This is a genomic window from Algoriphagus sanaruensis, from assembly GCF_001593605.1.
GTDB classification, from domain to species: domain Bacteria; phylum Bacteroidota; class Bacteroidia; order Cytophagales; family Cyclobacteriaceae; genus Algoriphagus; species Algoriphagus sanaruensis.
In genome coordinates this window covers 858,545-877,057 of record NZ_CP012836.1, presented here as the reverse complement: position 1 = coordinate 877,057, position 18,513 = coordinate 858,545, and the positions used below count along the sequence as shown (strand labels likewise).

21 protein-coding genes are annotated in these 18,513 nt (G+C 40.7%); 11 read left to right on the top strand and 10 right to left on the bottom strand.

Translation table 11 applies throughout. The annotated features are described in order from the left end of the window. Positions 1-102: 102 nt before the first annotated feature. Positions 103-1,242, top strand: coding sequence for an acyl-CoA dehydrogenase (locus AO498_RS03905; RefSeq protein WP_067543978.1), 1,140 nt, complete (start codon positions 103-105; stop codon positions 1,240-1,242). Positions 1,243-1,377: 135 nt separating this feature from the next. Beyond that, complete coding sequence (locus AO498_RS03900) at positions 1,378-2,307, top strand: AraC family transcriptional regulator (RefSeq protein ID WP_067543976.1); 930 nt, start codon at positions 1,378-1,380, stop codon at positions 2,305-2,307. On the opposite strand, the gene AO498_RS03895 is transcribed toward AO498_RS03900, so the two are convergent. From AO498_RS03895 to AO498_RS03880, 4 genes are all read right to left on the bottom strand, one after another. After that, on the bottom strand, positions 2,290-3,045 hold the full coding sequence (locus AO498_RS03895; protein WP_236778633.1) for a geranylgeranylglyceryl/heptaprenylglyceryl phosphate synthase: 756 nt from the start codon (positions 3,043-3,045) through the stop codon (positions 2,290-2,292). The two genes, AO498_RS03900 and AO498_RS03895, sit on opposite strands and share 18 nt — an antisense overlap. Then, positions 3,029-3,412 carry a hypothetical protein gene (locus AO498_RS17130; protein WP_067543974.1) on the bottom strand — a complete coding sequence of 128 codons (384 nt, stop codon included), beginning with the start codon at positions 3,410-3,412 and terminating at the stop codon, positions 3,029-3,031. Before AO498_RS17130 ends, AO498_RS03895 begins: the two co-directional genes overlap by 17 nt. Next, a complete protein-coding gene (locus AO498_RS03885; RefSeq protein WP_067543971.1) occupies positions 3,405-3,764 on the bottom strand; it encodes a phage holin family protein in 360 nt (119 codons plus the stop codon). Before AO498_RS03885 ends, AO498_RS17130 begins: the two co-directional genes overlap by 8 nt. A gap of 73 nt (positions 3,765-3,837) precedes the next feature. Next, positions 3,838-4,440, bottom strand: a complete 603-nt coding sequence (locus AO498_RS03880) for a YkgJ family cysteine cluster protein (protein ID WP_067543969.1) — start codon at positions 4,438-4,440, stop codon at positions 3,838-3,840. Positions 4,441-4,605: 165 nt separating this feature from the next. Between AO498_RS03880 and AO498_RS03875 the strand changes: the two genes are divergently transcribed. Continuing rightward, positions 4,606-5,334, top strand: coding sequence for an LOG family protein (locus AO498_RS03875; RefSeq protein WP_067543967.1), 729 nt, complete (start codon positions 4,606-4,608; stop codon positions 5,332-5,334). Between the two features lie 35 nt (positions 5,335-5,369). Here the strand turns inward: AO498_RS03875 and AO498_RS03870 are convergent, their stop codons facing one another. Both AO498_RS03870 and AO498_RS03865 read right to left on the bottom strand, forming a co-directional pair. Further along, positions 5,370-5,873: a hypothetical protein gene (locus tag AO498_RS03870; RefSeq protein ID WP_067543965.1), complete on the bottom strand. Its 504-nt coding sequence runs from the start codon at positions 5,871-5,873 to the stop codon at positions 5,370-5,372. Positions 5,874-6,022: 149 nt separating this feature from the next. Continuing rightward, the gene (locus tag AO498_RS03865; RefSeq protein ID WP_067543963.1) at positions 6,023-7,009 is read right to left on the bottom strand and encodes a D-alanine--D-alanine ligase; all 987 of its coding nucleotides are present in this window, start codon (positions 7,007-7,009) and stop codon (positions 6,023-6,025) included. Between the two features lie 156 nt (positions 7,010-7,165). Between AO498_RS03865 and AO498_RS03860 the strand changes: the two genes are divergently transcribed. Next, a complete protein-coding gene (locus AO498_RS03860; RefSeq protein ID WP_067543960.1) occupies positions 7,166-9,358 on the top strand; it encodes a S9 family peptidase in 2,193 nt (730 codons plus the stop codon). 56 nt (positions 9,359-9,414) lie between these two features. On the opposite strand, the gene AO498_RS03855 is transcribed toward AO498_RS03860, so the two are convergent. Then, positions 9,415-9,654, bottom strand: coding sequence for a hypothetical protein (locus AO498_RS03855; RefSeq protein WP_067543958.1), 240 nt, complete (start codon positions 9,652-9,654; stop codon positions 9,415-9,417). Positions 9,655-9,781: 127 nt separating this feature from the next. After that, entirely contained in the window at positions 9,782-11,128 is a 1,347-nt protein-coding gene (locus AO498_RS03850) for an MBL fold metallo-hydrolase (RefSeq protein ID WP_067543956.1), read from the bottom strand. Between the two features lie 166 nt (positions 11,129-11,294). On the opposite strand from AO498_RS03850, the gene AO498_RS03845 reads away from it, so the two are divergent. The 6 genes from AO498_RS03845 (at position 11,295) to hpf (ending at position 15,464) form a co-directional block, all read left to right on the top strand. Continuing rightward, on the top strand, positions 11,295-11,807 hold the full coding sequence (locus tag AO498_RS03845; protein WP_067550233.1) for a C40 family peptidase: 513 nt from the start codon (positions 11,295-11,297) through the stop codon (positions 11,805-11,807). A 126-nt stretch (positions 11,808-11,933) separates the two neighbouring features. Next, entirely contained in the window at positions 11,934-13,436 is a 1,503-nt protein-coding gene (atpD, locus tag AO498_RS03840) for a F0F1 ATP synthase subunit beta (protein ID WP_067543954.1), read from the top strand. Positions 13,437-13,491: 55 nt separating this feature from the next. Beyond that, positions 13,492-13,737 (top strand): ATP synthase F1 subunit epsilon, encoded by a 246-nt coding sequence (gene atpC / locus AO498_RS03835; RefSeq protein ID WP_067543952.1) that lies wholly within the window; start codon positions 13,492-13,494, stop codon positions 13,735-13,737. Positions 13,738-13,859: 122 nt separating this feature from the next. Next, entirely contained in the window at positions 13,860-14,054 is a 195-nt protein-coding gene (gene rpsU, locus AO498_RS03830; RefSeq protein ID WP_067543950.1) for a 30S ribosomal protein S21, read from the top strand. Between the two features lie 183 nt (positions 14,055-14,237). Beyond that, positions 14,238-15,122 (top strand): tyrosine-type recombinase/integrase, encoded by an 885-nt coding sequence (locus AO498_RS03825; protein ID WP_067550231.1) that lies wholly within the window; start codon positions 14,238-14,240, stop codon positions 15,120-15,122. Between the two features lie 36 nt (positions 15,123-15,158). Beyond that, entirely contained in the window at positions 15,159-15,464 is a 306-nt protein-coding gene (gene hpf / locus AO498_RS03820) for a ribosome hibernation-promoting factor, HPF/YfiA family (RefSeq protein WP_067550229.1), read from the top strand. Positions 15,465-15,505: 41 nt separating this feature from the next. Here the strand turns inward: hpf and AO498_RS03815 are convergent, their stop codons facing one another. Continuing rightward, entirely contained in the window at positions 15,506-17,164 is a 1,659-nt protein-coding gene (locus tag AO498_RS03815; protein ID WP_067543948.1) for an ArnT family glycosyltransferase, read from the bottom strand. A gap of 200 nt (positions 17,165-17,364) precedes the next feature. On the opposite strand from AO498_RS03815, the gene pyrF reads away from it, so the two are divergent. Beyond that, on the top strand, positions 17,365-18,180 hold the full coding sequence (gene pyrF / locus AO498_RS03810; RefSeq protein ID WP_067543946.1) for an orotidine-5'-phosphate decarboxylase: 816 nt from the start codon (positions 17,365-17,367) through the stop codon (positions 18,178-18,180). Here the strand turns inward: pyrF and AO498_RS03805 are convergent. Further along, complete coding sequence (locus AO498_RS03805; RefSeq protein WP_067543944.1) at positions 18,177-18,488, bottom strand: hypothetical protein; 312 nt, start codon at positions 18,486-18,488, stop codon at positions 18,177-18,179. The genes pyrF and AO498_RS03805 overlap by 4 nt on opposite strands. Between the last annotated feature and the right edge of the window lie 25 nt (positions 18,489-18,513).

The window sequence follows — 18,513 nt, the reverse complement described above, 5'->3', positions numbered from 1 at the left end:
TCGATATCAAAATAAAATTCGGAAAGGGACAAGTTTTTGTCCCTTTTCTTTTTTTGGACTATATTTTCCTCCAGAATTTAAACCCAAAATTTTACTACAGATATGAATTTCCAACTTACAGAAGAGCAATTGGCAGTTCGTGAGGCTGCACGTGAGTTTGCCCAAAATGAATTACTTCCAGGGGTCATCGAGAGAGATTCAGAAGCGCGGTTCCCTTGGGAACAAATTAAGAAAATGGGAGAGCTGGGATTGATGGGAATGATGGTTGATCCTTCATACAATGGAGGAGGAATGGATACCATTTCCTACGCAATTGCTATGGAAGAACTTTCGAAAGTAGATGCTTCAGCATCTGTGTCCATGTCAGTCAACAATTCCTTAGTTTGTTGGGGTCTTGAAAAATATGGTACTGAAGCCCAAAAACAGAAATACTTAACGCGTCTTGCCACAGGAGAAGTACTTGGGGCGTTTTGTCTTTCTGAACCAGAGGCGGGTTCAGATGCAACCTCACAACGAACCAGCGCTGAATTAAAGGGAGACCATTATATTTTGAATGGTACCAAGAACTGGATTACCAATGGATCTTCAGCAAGTATTTATTTGGTAATAGCTCAGACAGACCCGAGCAAGGGGCACAAAGGAATCTCTGTGTTTATCGTTGAGAAAGAATGGGAAGGATTTATTGTCGGTAAAAAAGAAGACAAACTAGGCATCCGTGGTTCTGACACCCATTCCCTAATGTTTAATGACGTTAAAGTACCCGTCGAAAATCGAATTGGGGAGGAAGGCTTTGGATTTACCTTTGCCATGGAAACCCTAAATGGCGGAAGAATTGGAATAGCTGCTCAAGCACTAGGAATAGCTGCTGGTGCCTATGAACTTTCCCTTGCCTATTCAAAAGAAAGAAAGGCTTTTGGAAAGCCAATCAGCCAACATCAAGCTATTCAATTTAAGCTGGCAGATATGGCTACTCAAATTGAAGCCGCGAGACTTTTGGTGTACAAAGCAGCTTGGTTAAAAGATCAAGGCGAGGACTATGCTCATGCCTCAGCGATGGCAAAACTATATGCATCAGAAGTAGCTATGAATACCACCATTGAAGCTGTACAAATTCATGGTGGGTATGGATATGTCAAAGAATACCATGTAGAACGCCTCATGCGCGATGCCAAAATCACTCAAATTTATGAAGGTACCTCAGAAATCCAGAAAATTGTAATTTCCCGAGGTGTTCTGAAATAGTAAAATTTAAAATTTTTAAGGTATAGGAGACGATTCCTATACCTTTCCTATCTTTTTGTTTCCTTAATTGGAAAAAATAAAGTTCTATTTACCGGAAAAGTCATATTTTTACGAAATTCCTTTTCAAAAGACGCTATGGAATACTACAATAAAGTTATCGAATCGGTACATGTTCGGTTTCTAAAGGCTTCAAATTACAAAATTGACAAGCCGATTGCCGTTCAAGATTATCAAGAACAAGATAACGCACTGATTTTGCTACATCATGGAACCCTGAAATTTGGGGACGATCAAGAAGTAGTCAATGAGGGAGAAGTTATCTTTCTTCCAAAAGGCCAAAAAAAATTAATAACGTTTGGTTCCGGCACAAAACGTTTGGAAATCTCTTCAGAGAATTTCTCAGAAAACAGAAGAAAATACCTTCAAAGCATCAGTTTCAAAGACATTAAAGCAACTGATGATGACTGCATTTCAATCATAAACTTTGAATCTAAAGTTTTTGACGTAGTCAATTTCTTCAATTCCTTGGATATTCCTCCTTTTATCATCCGATTCAATGATCGCATTGCCATTTTGATGGAAGATATCATGAAGGAAACAGAAATTTCGAATGTAGGAAAAGAGCGCTCACTTAAGGCCCAAACCGAAGTTTTAGTCATCGAACTGTTGAGACATATTCTCAAAAACCGTCTGTTTACTGAAGAATTATCTACAAACTCAACCTATTTCAAAGATCCAAGATTGATTGATTTGTTCAATTTCATTAAGAACAACATCAGCGGGGACCTTTCCAATAAAATTCTTGCCAAAGTGGCCAATGTTTCGGAGGATTATGTTGGTCAATACTTTAAAATGTTGACCGGTATTAACCCTCAAGACTACATCGAATACCAGCGAATGGAAGCCGCTGTAGAACTACTTCGAACAACCAAAAAATCAATTCGCGATATTGGAAAAGAGGTAGGTTATAAGGACACCGCTTATTTCTGTAGAAGATTCAAAATGATGTATGGAGTTCCGGCGGGAAAAATGAGAAGACGGGAGTCTTTAATTAACGTGCAATAACTGATTATACATCGCTTTAAATTCCAAGACCTCAGCCAAAAAGCTGGGGTCTTTTTCTATGGAGTTTCCCAAAACGACCAAATCTGCTCCTGCATCAAATGCTCTTCTAACAGCTTTTGAATCCCGAATACCTCCTCCCACAAAAAGTGGCAGACCAGTCTGTTTTTTTATCTGGGAAATAATTTCAGGACTCACGGGTTCTTTGGCTCCACTTCCAGCCTCCAGGTATAAATAATCCAAACCCAAAAGCTTCCCTGCTAAGGCAATTTGCACCGCTTTTTCAACCTCCGAATTCAAAATCGGAAGGGTGTTGCTTGCCTTATGGACACTTAATAGCTCCCCCGAATTGATCAACAAATACCCAGTCGGTAAAGCTTCGAGTCCAAATTCGACTACTTTAAATGCTGCTTTAATCTGGGATGAAATCAAGAACTCAGGATTTGTTCCTGAAATAAGGGACAAAAACAAAACTCCATCTGCATCGGGCGATAATTGATCTGCAGACCCAGGAAAAATGCAGAGCGGAACCCTTGGGAATCTTCTTTTTAGCGTCGATAGATTGGATTGAAATACACCGGAATCTACGCTACTCCCACCGAAAAGAATTAGGTCTAAATCAGCCTCATTTATCCAATTCAATGCTTCAAAATCCAGGTATTTATCTGGGTCAACTAACCATGCGACTCCTTTTCGACCTGAAATTGCGAGTTCGGATATGAGTTTACTTAGTTTCTTCAACTTCCTTTTCGATTGTAGAAGGAGTAAAAAACCCATTGATCAATTGATCTTTGGCCAAAGCAAATCCAAGAATTAATAAGCGCTGCGCAAGTGATGGCCAAATACTAGACTTAGAATTTTGAGTCAGCCTCTTTTTCAAATCTTTATTCAAAAGACCTTCTTTCTCCAAAACCGCCATGGCTTTTTGGGTTTCATCAGAAGACTTCTTCTTTTTTATAGCTTGGGCGATTCCATAGGTGAGTAAGGCTCCTGCTGCTACCGCTGCTCCTACCTTCAACCAATCTTGGGAATCTTTTTTTAGCATATCGAGCTGCTTGGCAAGAGTCTGCTCTAATTCCTGAGATTTTTTCTCTAACTCCTTACTCATCTTGATCTGAAGGTTTCTTGATAGTGAAAATAAAATTTTTCAGCGAGCCACTAACCTTGTTTTGCACTCGAAATGAATCTCTACTCATGTACAGAATCAAAACCACTACCAAGTAAATCAGTGCCACAATCAAAAACCCTAAATATGGGCTCTGCATAACCTGACTGATGTAAAATGCCATGGATAAAGACAAAAACAAAAATGTAAGTAATAGCAATGATCCAATGATCACCAGAAGCATTAATCGAGATAAAATTCCAACAAATTCCTCTTGAATTTCTTGCTTTATCAAACCCACTCGTGTCTCTACGATTGACTTTATGGTTTGGATAATCTCTCCAATATTCAACATGGTGTAAGGGTTATTGCGTATTAAAAGTGGCTTTTATACCACCGAATATACAGCAAACTGCGCTTCAAAAAAATTAGAGGTCAACCGATGAATCCGACTCCTGATAAAATTTATAACGAAGTACCAGCTCTAATGCCATAAGAATTGCCTGATTGATAGGATACAAATTGCTCAGGTATTCATCAATATCATTGAGGCGAGTATAAAAGGAAGGAGCCATCGGAATCTCCATATCTTGATTGATCCGATTCATCAAGGTCTGATAGGGCTCTTGCTTTTCAGCTTTTAGGATTTTACAAGTGATGAGTTCCTTTTTCCCAGTTTTGGAGTTCCTTCGAGCTGATGCACCAAAAAGCCTACAAATTAATCCCCTATTCACATAGCTTCCACAGAACCCTTTACTTTGATCCTCTGATTGGGACTTGTATACAATACAAATACCAGGGGCATCTTGCATAGCCAATTTATTCGCAAACTCATCTGCAAGGCCCTTTTCATAGAGATCAAAAGCAAGGGGTAAAAACTCCAAAGGAGAGGCAGGAACTTTGGGATTGGCGCAACAAAAACCACAGCCTGAGATACATCTCATCCCGCCTTCTTCATGAAAAACTTTTGCTTCTTCTTCCAATTCTCGGAAGACTTCTTGGACGGCTTGTGATTTTTGGAAAAGATTCATTTTATTGATTTTCGATTGCAAAATTAGAGTGTTTCCAGCCCAAAAAATCCTCGCACAAAATGATTTTTTCACCCTGAAAACCAGCGATTTAATTCCTCATCCACTGACTTACACTACCTAGCATCCAAAAGATCCGTTTTATTAAGTCATTAACTTGATTTTGAAATGAGCCACATTGACGAAAAAAAATCTGAAGAACGTATTCGAAGAGCCTTCAAAGAGAGGGATTGGAGCGAGATAAAAAGCGCTGATTCTTGGGCAATTTTTAAAGTGATGTCTGAGTTCGTAGAGGGTTTTGAGAAGCTCGCCAAAATCGGCCCTTGCGTTTCTGTTTTTGGATCAGCTCGAACCCCCAGAGACCATCACTATTACAAAGTAGCGGAAGAAATTGCAGCAAAATTAGTTCGGCATGGTTATGGGGTCATAACAGGTGGTGGTCCAGGAATCATGGAGGCCGGGAATAAAGGGGCCTTTTCTGAAGGAGGAAAGTCTGTGGGATTGAATATACATCTGCCTTTTGAGCAGTTTAATAATATCTATATCGACCGCGATAAGCTTCTGACTTTTGATTACTTCTTTGTCCGCAAAGTCATGTTTATTCGGTATTCACAAGGGTTTGTAGTACTCCCAGGTGGATTTGGAACTTTGGATGAGTTCTTTGAAGCACTTACATTAATTCAAACCAATAAAATCGGTCGATTCCCAATCGTTTTGGTCGGAAAGGACTATTGGAGCGGTTTGGTAGATTGGATCAAATCAACCTTACTTCGAGGCGACCCAAATTACATCAGTGAATCTGACTTGGATTTGTTTCATGTAGTGGATGATGCCACCGAAGCTGTCAAAGTCATCGATGAGTTTTACAGCAAGTACCTACTCAGTCCTAACTTCTAGTCCTAAAAAAACCCGCTTTAAGGCGGGTTTTGAATTTATGAGACTTTCAATCTGAGCTCTCCATGTCGTTTGACTACTTTGAGTTCAAAGTATTGATTAATAAACGCCTTACAATGATTTTCAGCCCATTCAGCCCGTGATTCGGTATCATAAAGCAGGGTCATTCTGAGCATCGTTTTCACATATTGTTCGTGTTGGCCGAGTTGCTGAACATATCCGATCAAAGCATCAGACCAATCCTCTTGAAATTTCTCATAGTGAGTGCGGCCATCAAACAAAAATTCCAATTGATTATCCCCATGCTTGTATCGATAAATGCCACATAATTGACGATAAATCATTCGCACTCGATCTTTTGGAAATTCAAACGTATCCAAAATCATGGCATAAGTATGATCCATTAAGCGCAAAGGATTATATAAAAAAGTGTAAGAGCGCTTTAATTCAAAAACCATCCTGTCGATCAATTCCTCCTCGAGCGAAGACTGAGCTTGCCGGAGAATGTAATTTTTATCAAGTGGAAATAGCTTTTCGATCATTAGGGCCTAAATATTTTGTAAAAATAAAACTTATCTCATGGAAAAACACAAAACGAAGAAAGTCCTTTCTGACATTCCTTGAATTTTTAAATTTTTAACAGATAATAATAAGGAATCCATGCACGGACTGCCGAATTAAAACTTCCTGCTTAGGCAAACATCTCCTCAATCAATTGGGTGTAAAACTCCTTCACTTCCATCCCAATCGCACGAACCTGTTGAGATATCAAACTAGTTTCTGTCTGCCCCGGTACTGTATTGATCTCTATAAAGTAAAATTTTCCAGTTCCGTGCTGTAAGAAGTAATCAATACGCACAGCCCCCTTACAGTTGAGTTTTTCATAAACTTTTGTCACAATACGACCAACCCGTTCAACTTCCTCTTCGGTCATTCTTCCAGGAGTAATTTCTTCACAGACTCCGGGTACATATTTGGCTTCATAGTCAAAAAACTCCTTACTGCTGACAATCTCAGTTGCAGGTAAGACCGTAATATTTCCTTTTCCTTTGAAAATCCCAATTGAAAACTCCCTTCCCGATACAAATTCCTCGACCAAGACCTGCTTGTCCTCTGCAAATGCTTTTTCCAAAGCTTCAGGTAATTCTTCCCAGGTTTTCACCTTGCTCATCCCAATAGAGCTCCCTCCATTATTTGGTTTGATAAAAAGAGGAAGTTGAAGCTCAGATTGGATTTTTGAACCATTCAATGGAGAATTTTCGAAAAGTTGGATTGACTTTGCCACATGTAATTCAGGAATATCGTGGACAATGGCTTTCGTGTAGCCCTTGTTCATGGTAATCGCAGATGTCAATTGATCGCAAGTCGTGTAAGGAATACCAAGCATATCAAAATAGCCCGCTAGTTTTCCATCTTCCCCGGGAGATCCGTGAAGAATATTAAATACACCGTCAAATTTGATTTTTTCGTCCCCAATGGAAATACTAAAATCGTTCAGGTCTACTGGAATTTTTTCTCCGGAAGAACAGATAAAATGCCAATCCCCAGGATAGATCAAAATCTTATAAACATCATAACGTGCTCGGTCAATAGTCTTCTCAACTACTGCTGCACTTTTCAAGGAGATGACTGATTCACCGGTAAATCCACCGGTAACCAAGGCGATTTTCTTCTTCATATCGGGAAAAAACTAGGTTACGAAATAGCTAATTTTCCGTTTACCCTCCAAAGGTTTCCAAAAAACCCTCCAAGGGTTTCATAGCCCTTGGAGAGTTAAAATCAAGCTTTTTATATATTCGTCCTCGTTTCAGTCAAGAATTTTACCCAAAATCAAATGAATATGATTAAAAGTTGGAGAGTATTCAGCCTCGTCTTGATCGCCATGATCGGAATGGCTATCAACACCCAAGCTCAAAATCTTAAAAAGGTAACCTTAGAAGATATCTTCAAAAAAGGGACCTTCAACGAAAAATCCGTCTATGGCATCAATTGGATGAAAGATGGACAATTTTACAGTTCGCTCGTCCAGCGTGGTGGAGCACCAGCCGTAGTTAAGATCAATTTGGCCACAGGAGAAGAAGCTGGAGTTTTATTGGATGGAGCCAAGCTTGGGCTAAACTTTTCAAGCTATTCGTTCAATGCCGATGAATCAAAGGCATTGATTGCTACAGATGTCGAATCCATTTACCGCAGATCTTCCAAGGGAATTTTCTATGTGGTAGATATGGCCTCAGGCCAAAAGCAGCAATTGATGAACGGAGAAAAAATCTCCTATGCAACCCTCTCACCGGACAACGATAAGGTAGCTTTTGTAAAAGACAATGACCTGTTTATGGTCGAGTTGGCAAGCAACAAACTGACCCAAATCACTCAGGATGGCGAATGGAACAAGGTCATCAACGGTGCTGCCGACTGGGTGTACGAGGAGGAATTTTCTATGGCTCAAGCTTTCAAATGGTCGCCTGACGGCAAAAAGATCGCTTTCATCCGCTTCGATGAATCCCAAGTACCAGAATTTAACATGCAGACTTGGGGACCGCTTTATCCGCAGGATTACAAGTTTAAGTATCCAAAAGCAGGAGAAAAGAATTCCACGGTAAGTATCCATGTCTATGATTTGGCTACCGCAAAAACTCAAAAGATCGATGCGGGAACCGAAACTGACATCTACCTTCCAAGAATCTACTGGACACAGAATGCCAATACCTTGGCTTTCATCCGAATGAATAGACTCCAGAATCAACTGGATATCTTCCATGCTAATGCCACTTCGGGCGAAAGCAAACTGATCATCTCCGAGACATCTAAAACTTATGTGGACCTCGACTACAACGATGACTTGCAATACCTCAGCGACGGAAAAACATTTATCCGTACCTCCGAACAAGACGGTTTCAAACACATCTATCACCACAATTTAGACGGATCACTTATTCGGCAGATCACTTCAGGCAGTTGGGAAGTGACTTCGATGGTAGGTATCGATGAAAAAGCCAAAAAACTTTATTTCATTTCAACCGAGGCCTCTCCACTGGAGCGTAATTTTTACGTGATCAACTTGGATGGAAAAGGAAAAAAAATCCTAACTCCTTTGAAGGGCAGCCATACCATTAATATGAGCCCTGATCATAAATTTTACATCGATTACTACTCTACAGCAGATATGCCTGTCAAGGTAACCTTGAACGATGCTGCCGGAAAGGAACTAAAGGTTTTAGAGGATAATCAGGCTTTGAGAGATCGCCTAGCAGGTTTTGCATTAGGAAAAAAGGAGTTTTTCACCTTCCCAACTGTGGACGGAACCGAGCTCAATGGCTATATCATCAAGCCGGCTGACTTTGATCCCAACAAAAAATATCCTGTCCTGATGTATGTGTATGGAGGCCCAGGCTCTCAAAATGTATTGAACTCTTGGGGAGGAACTCGTGACTTTTGGCATCAACAACTTGCGGCTGAAGGAATTATCGTGGCCTGTGTCGATAATCGAGGAACAGGAGCTCGAGGCAGAGATTTTAAGCATTCTACCTATGCTAATCTTGGAAAACTAGAAACGATCGATCAGATCGAGGGTGCAAAATATTTTGCTAAAATGCCATTTGTCGATCCCACTAGAATCGGGATTTGGGGTTGGTCGTATGGTGGCTATATGTCTTCGCTATCTTTAATGGTAGGAAACGAAGTGTTCAAGACAGCTATCGCAGTAGCTCCGGTCACGACTTGGAGATATTATGACACCATCTACACCGAGCGCTATCTTCAAACGCCTCAATTAAACCCGTCTGGATATGATGAAAACAGCCCAATTTCTCATGTTAACAAGCTGAAAGGAAATTTCCTTTTAATTCACGGAACCGGTGACGACAATGTCCACTTCCAAAATTCTGTGGATTTGGTAAATGCGCTGATCGCTGCAGACAAGCAATTTGAAACGTTTTATTATCCAAATAGAAATCATGGCATCTACGGCGGCAATACCACCTGGCATCTCTATACCATGATGACCGATTTCCTTAAGCGAAAACTTTAACAATTTCAATAAATCCAAAATCAAAAAAACCACAGGAGCGAATTCCTGTGGTTTTTTCATTCAAGTTTGATTTGATCTAGGTAAAACTTCATTCGACTGTGATCTCTGGGCAAAAAATCGATTTTGTCAATCTTATCCTCCTTGTGATTGTAAAATACCTCTACGTATTCGTTTTCCAGCAGATACAGATTAACCTTATGTCGGTAGTAGCGAATACCCACCACAAAAGTCCCCTCGAGATAAAGGGTCTTGATCTTTTGGTGTAAGGGCATTTGACTAAATTCTTCCCGACTCATGAATTTTACTTTTCAACAAAGACTTGAAATTACCCCTTTTGGTTCGTTTTTCTTTTTCAGGATCTATAAATCAGAAAAGCCCTCGGAGTTTCCGAGGGCTTTGGGGTGACCATAACTTTTCTTTTTCTTAATGAGCTACCGTTTGAAATTCTTTGATGGCTTCACTGAAGTCTAAAACCTCCGCGCCTTTCAAAGCACCTGCTACGATACTTGACCCGGCGGCTGATCGATAACCACCTGCGCAATGGATCAAAACTGGCTTCGCTGTTGGAATTTCAGCTGCTCTTTCTCTTAGCTCTTGAAGTGGAATATTTAACGCTCCTTCGAAAATTGGTGAATTCGCATGTTCATCCCGGCTTCTGATATCTACTATTGTGTATGCCTCTTGATTTGATTTGAAAGATTCCAAATCGAAAGAAGTTCCAGTTTCCGTCATTCCAGCTGGATTAACCACTGCTCCTTTGATCAGCTGCTCATAGCCAATTTTGGCTGACTTGGTAATCAGAATTTCCAATTCGGCGGCAGAATCAGCGACCAAGAAGAATTTCTCCTCTGGACCGACGATTGAACCCAACCAGGTTTCAAATTTTCCACCATTCATGATATTGATCGCACCCGGAATATGACCAGCCACAAACTGCTCATTTTTGCGTGCATCTATCACCAACGCTCCTTCTGGAAGAGTTGATCCAGCAGGCCATATACTTACTTGAGAAAGGGACCGCTGATAAGCAGGTGCACCTTTTTTGTTCATGTCGACGTCGTAGCCAAAGTATTTTGGAATGTACGGCTGTCCCTGAAGTAGGGAATCCATAAAGGCCTTTTCATCCAAATCAGAAAATGCCCAGTTGGTGGCGCGCTGCTCCCCAATGGTGGATTGACGGGCATCACTAAGGTTTTTACCACAAAGTGAACCGGCGCCATGAGCAGGGAATACAAGTACATCATCCGCCAATGGCTTTAATTTATTCTGAACTGTGTGGTACATCATTCGGGCAAGCTCTTCCCGCTGTGCGGTCATATTCCCTGCTTTTTCTCTTAAGTCAGGACGACCTACATCACCGATAAACAAGGTATCACCTGAGAACAAGGCATGATCTTTTCCATTTTCATCTTTCAACAAGATGCTGATTGAATCCGGGGAATGGCCGGGAGTATGCAAAGAATGAAATGAAACTTTGCCCAATTGGAATGAATCTCCTTCGTCAAAACCAACATGAGGGTATTCTGCCCCCACTAGTTTGGAAACATAAATGGTAGCACCTTCATTTTTGTGAAATTCCAAGTGGGAACTTACAAAGTCAGCATGGGGATGAGTTTCGATTACAGCAACGATTTGTGCATCATGAGCTTCGGCAAAATCATAGTATTGCTGAGGATTTCTTCCTGGATCAACCAAGGCGACTTTTCCTTCAGATAAAATTGCATAGCTCGCATGGGCTAAACCCTCGTCGTAAAATTGCTTGATATTCATAGTTTACAGATATTTTCGTTGTTGATGGCACAAAGGTAAAACATGACAAAAATCAGTTTTGGTGAGTTTGATCACTTAAGAAATATTGATTATCTCTTCAACACTCCCACCAAAATTGAATTAATTTGACTTGCACAAAACTAGAATTCGTAAAAAATCATTCCAATTGAACTCAAATCGTTTTCTCTTTTATTTTTTGATCGCTATCATTTTCATCCTTGCCTTATCAGGGTGTAAATCAAAAAGGAATGCTATTAAGGATTCTCCTGCTTGGACCGTCATCGAGACAGCTCGCTCCTACAGAGGAACACCTTATAAATACGGAGGAACAACACGGGCTGGCATGGATTGTTCGGCATTGGTTTTCCACTCCTATTATGCCGTCGGCGTTAATCTTCCTAGACAATCAACAGATCAAAGTAAACTGGGGCAAAAGGTCAATCCAGACCAAATTCTACCCGGAGACCTGTTATTTTTTGCCACAGGGAAACGGAAAAATCAAGTAACCCATTCCGGAATAGTAACTGAAGTAGGAGAAGGAGATATCCGGTTTATCCATGCTTCTACTTCATTGGGAGTCACAGAAGATTATTTAAGTAATCGATATTGGTCCAATGCATTTCTCTTTGCAAAGAGATTATTGGATTGGGAGAATATTGGCCCTAAGGGCAAAAAATGAATCGTTTTGAAAATCTGATCCTTCTGAATGGATTTATTTTCCAAATATCCTTTGGGATTCAGCCTGAATGACTAATTTTGCGCTCGAATTAAAAAAGCGTATCCTTTTTACATTTCATCTAATCAAATGGCAAATATTGGAAAGATAACTCAGGTAATCGGCCCGGTGGTGGACGTATCCTTTGAAGGCGGCAAGCTGCCAAACATCCTTGACGCGCTAGAACTTACCAAAGAAAACGGCCAAACCGTCGTATTGGAAGTACAGCAACACTTGGGTGAAGACCGGGTAAGAACCATCGCAATGGACTCTTCCGAAGGTATGGTAAGAGGTATGGAAGTGAGAGACATGGGTCAACCGATCTCTGTTCCAACTGGCGAAGGAATCAAAGGTCGTCTTTTCAATGTGGTAGGTGAAGCTATTGATGGTTTGCCGCAAGTACCCGCAGGAAAGAGACTTCCGATCCATAGATCAGCGCCTAAATTTGAAGATCTTTCTACCTCTACTGAAGTTCTTTTCACAGGTATCAAAGTAATCGACTTGATTGAGCCTTATGCAAAAGGTGGTAAAATTGGTCTCTTCGGTGGTGCCGGTGTAGGTAAGACCGTATTGATTCAGGAATTGATCAATAACATTGCAAAAGCATATTCTGGTCTTTCTGTATTTGCCGGTGTAGGTGAACGGACCCGTGAAGGAAATGACCTTTTGAGAGAAATGATCGAGTCTGGAATCGTGACTTACGGCGATGACTTCGTACATACCTTGGAAGAGCAAGGTGGATGGGATCTTTCCAAAGTAGATCTTAAGAAACTTGAAGATTCCAAAGCAACCTTCGTGTTTGGTCAGATGAATGAACCTCCTGGAGCACGTGCTCGAGTAGCTTTGACAGGTTTGACTTTGGCAGAATATTACCGAGATGGTGACGGTTCTGGACAAGGAAAAGACATTCTTTTCTTTATCGACAATATCTTCCGATTCACTCAGGCAGGTTCAGAAGTATCCGCTTTGTTGGGACGTATGCCATCTGCGGTAGGTTACCAGCCTACTTTGGCCACAGAAATGGGTGCCATGCAGGAACGAATCACTTCAACAAAGAACGGTTCAATCACCTCTGTACAGGCAGTTTACGTACCTGCGGATGACTTGACTGACCCAGCTCCAGCGACGACTTTCGCTCACTTGGATGCTACAACAGTATTGTCCCGTAAGATTGCCGAATTAGGTATTTACCCCGCAGTGGATCCTTTGGACTCCACTTCTCGAATCCTTTCTCCAGATATTCTTGGAGACGACCACTACAACTGTGCTCAGCGTGTGAAAGAAACACTTCAGCGCTACAAAGAACTTCAGGACATCATTGCCATCCTTGGTATGGAAGAACTTTCTGAAGAGGATAAAATGGTGGTTCACAGAGCTCGTCGTGTTCAAAGATTCCTTTCTCAGCCTTTCCACGTAGCGGAGCAGTTCACTGGCTTGAAGGGGGTATTGGTAGACATCAAAGACACCATTAAAGGATTCAACATGATCATGGACGGTGAATTGGATCACCTTCCTGAAGCAGCCTTCAACTTGGTAGGTAGCATCGAAGATGCAATCGCTAAGGGCGAGAAAATGCTTGCTGAAGTAAAATAATTTGAACTGAAAGCATGGAGGCGCAATCCTCCACTGCTTTTCAAATACATAATCTATGCAACTAGAGATCGTCACACCGGACAAAAAAGTATTTCAGGGAGAAGTCACTGAGGCCACTTTCCCAGGAGCTTCTGGTGCTTTCCAAGTGCTGAATAATCACGCTCCGATCGTATCTGCTTTGGCAAAGGGCGCAGTTTCCTTTACAACCAAAGAAGGTAAACAATCCATGATTGTGGACGGAGGAGTTGTAGAAGTGAAGAATAATGTGATTGTAGTCTTAGCTGAAAAAGTAGTCAGTTAAGTTAGTCTATCATCATCCTTAATTTTAAGTCCAGCCCTAAAAAGCTGGACTTTCTTTTTTAAAAGTCGATTTTTTAAAAATTATTCTCTTACCTTTGCAGCCACGAAAGGGGGTGTATACTTATGATCATTGTAAACGTAAAAGAAAACGAATCCATCGAAAAAGCGCTAAAGCGCTTCAAAAAGAAGTTTGACAAAACAGGTGCGGTTCGCGAACTCAGAGCCCGTCAGGCTTTCACCAAACCTTCCGTAAAAAGAAGAGATGAGATCATCAAAGCTGCTTATCGTCAGAGACTTCAAAATGAAGCGATGAAATAATCAGATACTGATTGAACTAATACACAAGCTCCTATAACCTAGGAGCTTTTTTTGTTTTATGATTTAGATGAGATTTCGGGAGTAAGTCTTCCTTACCTCGTTTTTCAAAATACATCTCTCTAGATGACTTTTATCACTTGGAATTCCCAAATTAGATTTTACCTTTTTATAAGTTTTACAGCCATGATTGACTCATTTATCAATTACCTAGAGTTCGAAAAGCGAAGCAGTCCGCATACCGTACTAGCCTACCGAAAGGACTTGGAGCAAGTGCTGGATTTTGTAAACCTGTCTTTTGCCTTAGATGATTTGTCCGTTTGTAGTCATGCAGAACTACGGGCTTGGATCATTGATTTGGTTGAGCAAGGGTTTAGCTCAACTACTGTCAATCGCAAATTAGCCACTCTCCGTTCTTATTATAAATTTCTACTTCGATCAAGGATTATTGAGAAGGATCCGACTTACAAGTTAAAATCCCTTAAAAACCCGAAAAAACTACCCGAATTTTTGCAGGAAAACAGCATCAATTCCGTTCTAGAAGAAAGTCACTATGAGGAAGGATTTGAAGGCCAACGTGACCGAATGGTGATGGAGTTTTTGTATTTGACCGGCGTGCGACTTGCAGAATTGATTCAACTTCAATGGAAGGACCTGAATCTTATCGAAGACCAAGTAAAGGTGCTGGGCAAGCGACAAAAAGAGCGAATTATTCCCATCTCCAAATCTCTAAAACAGAATATCCTTTTGTATCAAAAAGTATTCGAGGAAAGATTTTCAAAAGCTGAGATCAATTCCTACTTTATAGTGAGCAATAAAGGTGAGCAAAGCTATCCCATGATGATTTATCGAATTGTTAAAGCCCGTCTCGATCAAATCGCCGAAACCTCCAAACGGAGTCCACACCTCTTAAGGCATACCTTTGCCACTCATCTGCTTAATAAGGGAGCAGATCTAAATGCGGTCAAAGACCTGCTCGGACACGCTAATCTGGCGGCCACGCAAGTCTACACCCACAATACCCTGGAAAAACTGAAGGCTGTGTTTGAACAAGCACATCCTAAAGCCTAAATAAACAAATTGTTTAACCATTAAATGCTAAATGCCATGAAACTGCAAATGCACTCCATCCACTTTGATGCTGATCAAAAATTGATCGATTTCATCCAAAAAAAGGCGGATAAACTGGACACCTTCTACGATCGAATTATAGACGGGGAAGTGTTTATGAGGCTAGATAAAAATGAGAAAAACGAAAATAAAATAGTCGAAATCAAACTTAATGTTCCAGGAAAACAATTCTTTGCCAAAGAACAAAGTGACTCGTTTGAAGCGGCTGCTGATGAGGCTGTTGAAGCCTTGAGACGGCAAATCAAAAAGTATAAAGAAAAGGTGGTTTTGGCCAACCAATAAACCCAATCAACAACAATTCACCCCGGAGTCACCCTCCGGGGTTATTTTTTGATTAATAAATAATACTTGGAGCTCATTTGATCAAGCAAAGAGTCAAATGATGCCGAATGATACGCTGAAAGCAAAGGTACCAAAGAGGAAGAATCCCAATTTTTAGAAAGAACCTGAACCTCATATTCAGCTAAATCCATTTCATTCAATCGCTTATCTTCCAGAATTAACACCGAATAGTTCTGAGTTTTTGAAATCCAATTTTCCCTTGGCAAATCTATCAACTCATAGCCCGGCCCCAGACTCATCCTGATTTTACTCCCCACATTTAGATTTCCCGCAAATCCGATAGGCCGAGAAACAGCAAGAGCATCAATTCGCTTTTTGGCTTGCTGCCCTTGGTGTGGAAAAGAAAAGTGGTAAGTGATTGAGCTCAAAAGAAAAAATAGCATCAGGATCGAATAGGTTATAATCTTCGGAAGTTTTTTCGGTGTTCGAATCCAAACGATAGCTGCGTAGATCAAAAATAAGACACCGATAATCCATTGAAGCCTTAACCAACCTGTCCCCTGCTCCCCGAGATTAATCCAAATACTCAATGAGGTAAGAATCAACAGCATTGAAAGGAATATCCCCACAGCGATTTTGAATCCACGAATCCGATCCAAAATACCTCCACGAACCAAGAACCAGGCTATCCAAACTGCCAAAACTGGCGCCACCGGCAGTAAATAGCGCTCATAAAACTTGCTGGTCAACCCACCAATGATCAAGATCGCTAATCCCCAAAACAAGAAAAACATAAAAAACTGAGGATTCTCCTTCCAGAGTACCTTTACCCTATTTTTAAACTGCCCTAAAATCAAGACTGACCAGGGTAAAAAAATAATACCTAGCAAAAAAGTGGCTAATAGTCCATTTTGAAGGATCAATACTATCCGAGAGGTAAATCGAATTCCTATCTGATCTTCAAAAAAACTATTCAAATAAGTCGGCCCATGAATCTTCCACATGGCCACAAACCAAAATAAAGCAATGAACAAGCTCACCGCCAAAGCTGGAATATGAAATAGCTTTTTCCATGAAACCTTTTTCCAAGGATTAAAAAGTACTATCCCAATTCCCAAAATACCCAACCCTACTGCAGATAAGCCCTTGACTTCAAATGCCAGGGCCAAACCCAAATACAGGAACCAAAGGTACTTTTGATGCGCTTTTTCTCCGTCTCTAAGTAGACCTGCAAAGCCTATGGCACTAATGGTTATTGTCAATACTAAAAGGACATCAGGAATTGAGCGGGCTGAGGACATAATCAAAACCGAATTTGAAGCCATAATCAAGGCAGAAAGCCCGGCGATTTTAGAATTGCTAAAAAGTGTTTTTGCTAAAAGAAATGTCAAACCGACAGTTGCCGCTCCGGCTAGCAAAAAGAAAATCCTTGAGCCAAATTCATTCACTCCAAAAAGCTTAAATCCGGCTAAAACAGTCCAATAGGTCAAAATGGGCTTCTTAAACCTCAATTCTCCACTTCCAAGATAGGTTGTTAAATAGTCCCCATTTTGAAGCATCTTGACTGCAGCATCCCGATAATAAATTTCATCTGGATAATGCAGATGAAAATTCAAAGCGAAAGGAGCAAGCAATCCCATATAAAGGACCATTAAAATCCAAGGATTGATTTTAATTTCCGAATTGGTTGACAAAATCATACTCAAAGATAAATTTAGGCCAGCTCATGTCCGAAAGAATCCTTGGAATTAACCAAAGAAAAGACCCTCTTTTGCCTTTCCCCCGCGGCACCTGTGCTATCGGGTGTGCGGATTGGTTTCATCTATTTCTACACTTATGCAGGAAACGAGGCTAGTCTTAATTTTTTTAAATCAATACCTTTGCCCAAAATCTCCAAAACATGACCCGTTCCGAACTTTTCTCCCAAATTCAACAAAAATCATCTTTTCTATGCGTAGGCTTGGATCCTGATTTGGAGAAAATTCCGACTCATCTGCTTTCTGAACCTGATCCGATCTTCAGTTTTTGCAAAGCCATCATCGAGGAAACAGCGGATTATGCAGTAGCATACAAACCTAATATTGCCTTTTTCGAAGCTTTAGGGTCTAAAGGATGGGATACCTTAGCGAAAGTAGCTGAGATCATGCCTAAGGATGTTTTTACCATCGCAGATGCCAAACGTGGAGATATCGGAAACACTTCCAAGCTTTATGCAAAGGCATTTTTTGAAACGATGAATTTTGATTCGGTGACGGTGGCTCCCTATATGGGTAAGGATTCGGTAACCCCGTTTTTGGATTTTGAAAACAAGTGGGTCATTCTTCTGGCCTTGACTTCTAATGTAGGCTCTTTGGATTTTCAATTAATCGAAGACAAATCCGGCAAACCGCTTTTTCAATCGGTATTGGAAAAAAGTCAGGAATGGGGAAGCCCAGAAAACTTAATGTATGTAGTGGGCGCCACACGCGGGGAACTGATTGGAGAAGTAAGAAAAGTAGCTCCTGAACATTTCTTCCTTGTACCCGGAGTAGGTGCACAGGGTGGGAGCCTGTCTGATGTAGCTCGATTCGGAATGAATTCAACTTGCGGACTATTGGTCAATTCCAGCCGAGGGATTATTTACGCTTCAGGAGAAAAGGATTTTGCTAAAGCAGCTAGAAAAGAAGCCCAAAAGCTTCAGGAGGAGATGAAGGAATTATTGGAAAAATATAGCTAAGTATTAGGAATCAACTGTTCTAAAAGGATGGAAACCTCAAGCCTTTTTTCCGCTGAGGTATAAAAGCACCCGATAGATTCTCCTTCAATCCAATCAATAATTGGTCTAATTGGCTTTTTTGTATCAAGGGCATCTCTCAGTTTTGGGATATATCTTATATATTCTTCCCAAAGATTGTGTTCAAATCCTTGAATTTTACCAATGCCAATAGGATCCCAGTACATCAAGATCCTATTAATTTGTTTGTCAAGTAAATCAAGTTTTTTAAGAGTTTGAATAATTCGAGGTGTGGTTTGAGGAATTTTCATGCCAGACAAAATTGACTTTAAAATA

Coding starts and splice junctions, on each gene's coding strand:
- AO498_RS03860 (WP_067543960.1), top strand. CDS start 7,166: ATGAATATGATTAAAAGTTGGAGAGTATTCAGCCTCGTCTTGATCGCC.
- AO498_RS03870 (WP_067543965.1), bottom strand. CDS start 5,873: ATGATCGAAAAGCTATTTCCACTTGATAAAAATTACATTCTCCGGCAA.
- AO498_RS03855 (WP_067543958.1), bottom strand. CDS start 9,654: ATGAGTCGGGAAGAATTTAGTCAAATGCCCTTACACCAAAAGATCAAG.
- AO498_RS03825 (WP_067550231.1), top strand. CDS start 14,238: ATGATTGACTCATTTATCAATTACCTAGAGTTCGAAAAGCGAAGCAGT.
- AO498_RS03805 (WP_067543944.1), bottom strand. CDS start 18,488: ATGAAAATTCCTCAAACCACACCTCGAATTATTCAAACTCTTAAAAAA.
- AO498_RS03900 (WP_067543976.1), top strand. CDS start 1,378: ATGGAATACTACAATAAAGTTATCGAATCGGTACATGTTCGGTTTCTA.
- AO498_RS03875 (WP_067543967.1), top strand. CDS start 4,606: ATGAGCCACATTGACGAAAAAAAATCTGAAGAACGTATTCGAAGAGCC.
- AO498_RS03815 (WP_067543948.1), bottom strand. CDS start 17,164: ATGATTTTGTCAACCAATTCGGAAATTAAAATCAATCCTTGGATTTTA.
- AO498_RS03865 (WP_067543963.1), bottom strand. CDS start 7,009: ATGAAGAAGAAAATCGCCTTGGTTACCGGTGGATTTACCGGTGAATCA.
- AO498_RS03850 (WP_067543956.1), bottom strand. CDS start 11,128: ATGAATATCAAGCAATTTTACGACGAGGGTTTAGCCCATGCGAGCTAT.
- AO498_RS03885 (WP_067543971.1), bottom strand. CDS start 3,764: ATGTTGAATATTGGAGAGATTATCCAAACCATAAAGTCAATCGTAGAG.
- AO498_RS17130 (WP_067543974.1), bottom strand. CDS start 3,412: ATGAGTAAGGAGTTAGAGAAAAAATCTCAGGAATTAGAGCAGACTCTT.
- AO498_RS03880 (WP_067543969.1), bottom strand. CDS start 4,440: ATGAATCTTTTCCAAAAATCACAAGCCGTCCAAGAAGTCTTCCGAGAA.
- AO498_RS03905 (WP_067543978.1), top strand. CDS start 103: ATGAATTTCCAACTTACAGAAGAGCAATTGGCAGTTCGTGAGGCTGCA.
- pyrF (WP_067543946.1), top strand. CDS start 17,365: ATGACCCGTTCCGAACTTTTCTCCCAAATTCAACAAAAATCATCTTTT.
- atpD (WP_067543954.1), top strand. CDS start 11,934: ATGGCAAATATTGGAAAGATAACTCAGGTAATCGGCCCGGTGGTGGAC.
- hpf (WP_067550229.1), top strand. CDS start 15,159: ATGAAACTGCAAATGCACTCCATCCACTTTGATGCTGATCAAAAATTG.
- rpsU (WP_067543950.1), top strand. CDS start 13,860: ATGATCATTGTAAACGTAAAAGAAAACGAATCCATCGAAAAAGCGCTA.
- atpC (WP_067543952.1), top strand. CDS start 13,492: ATGCAACTAGAGATCGTCACACCGGACAAAAAAGTATTTCAGGGAGAA.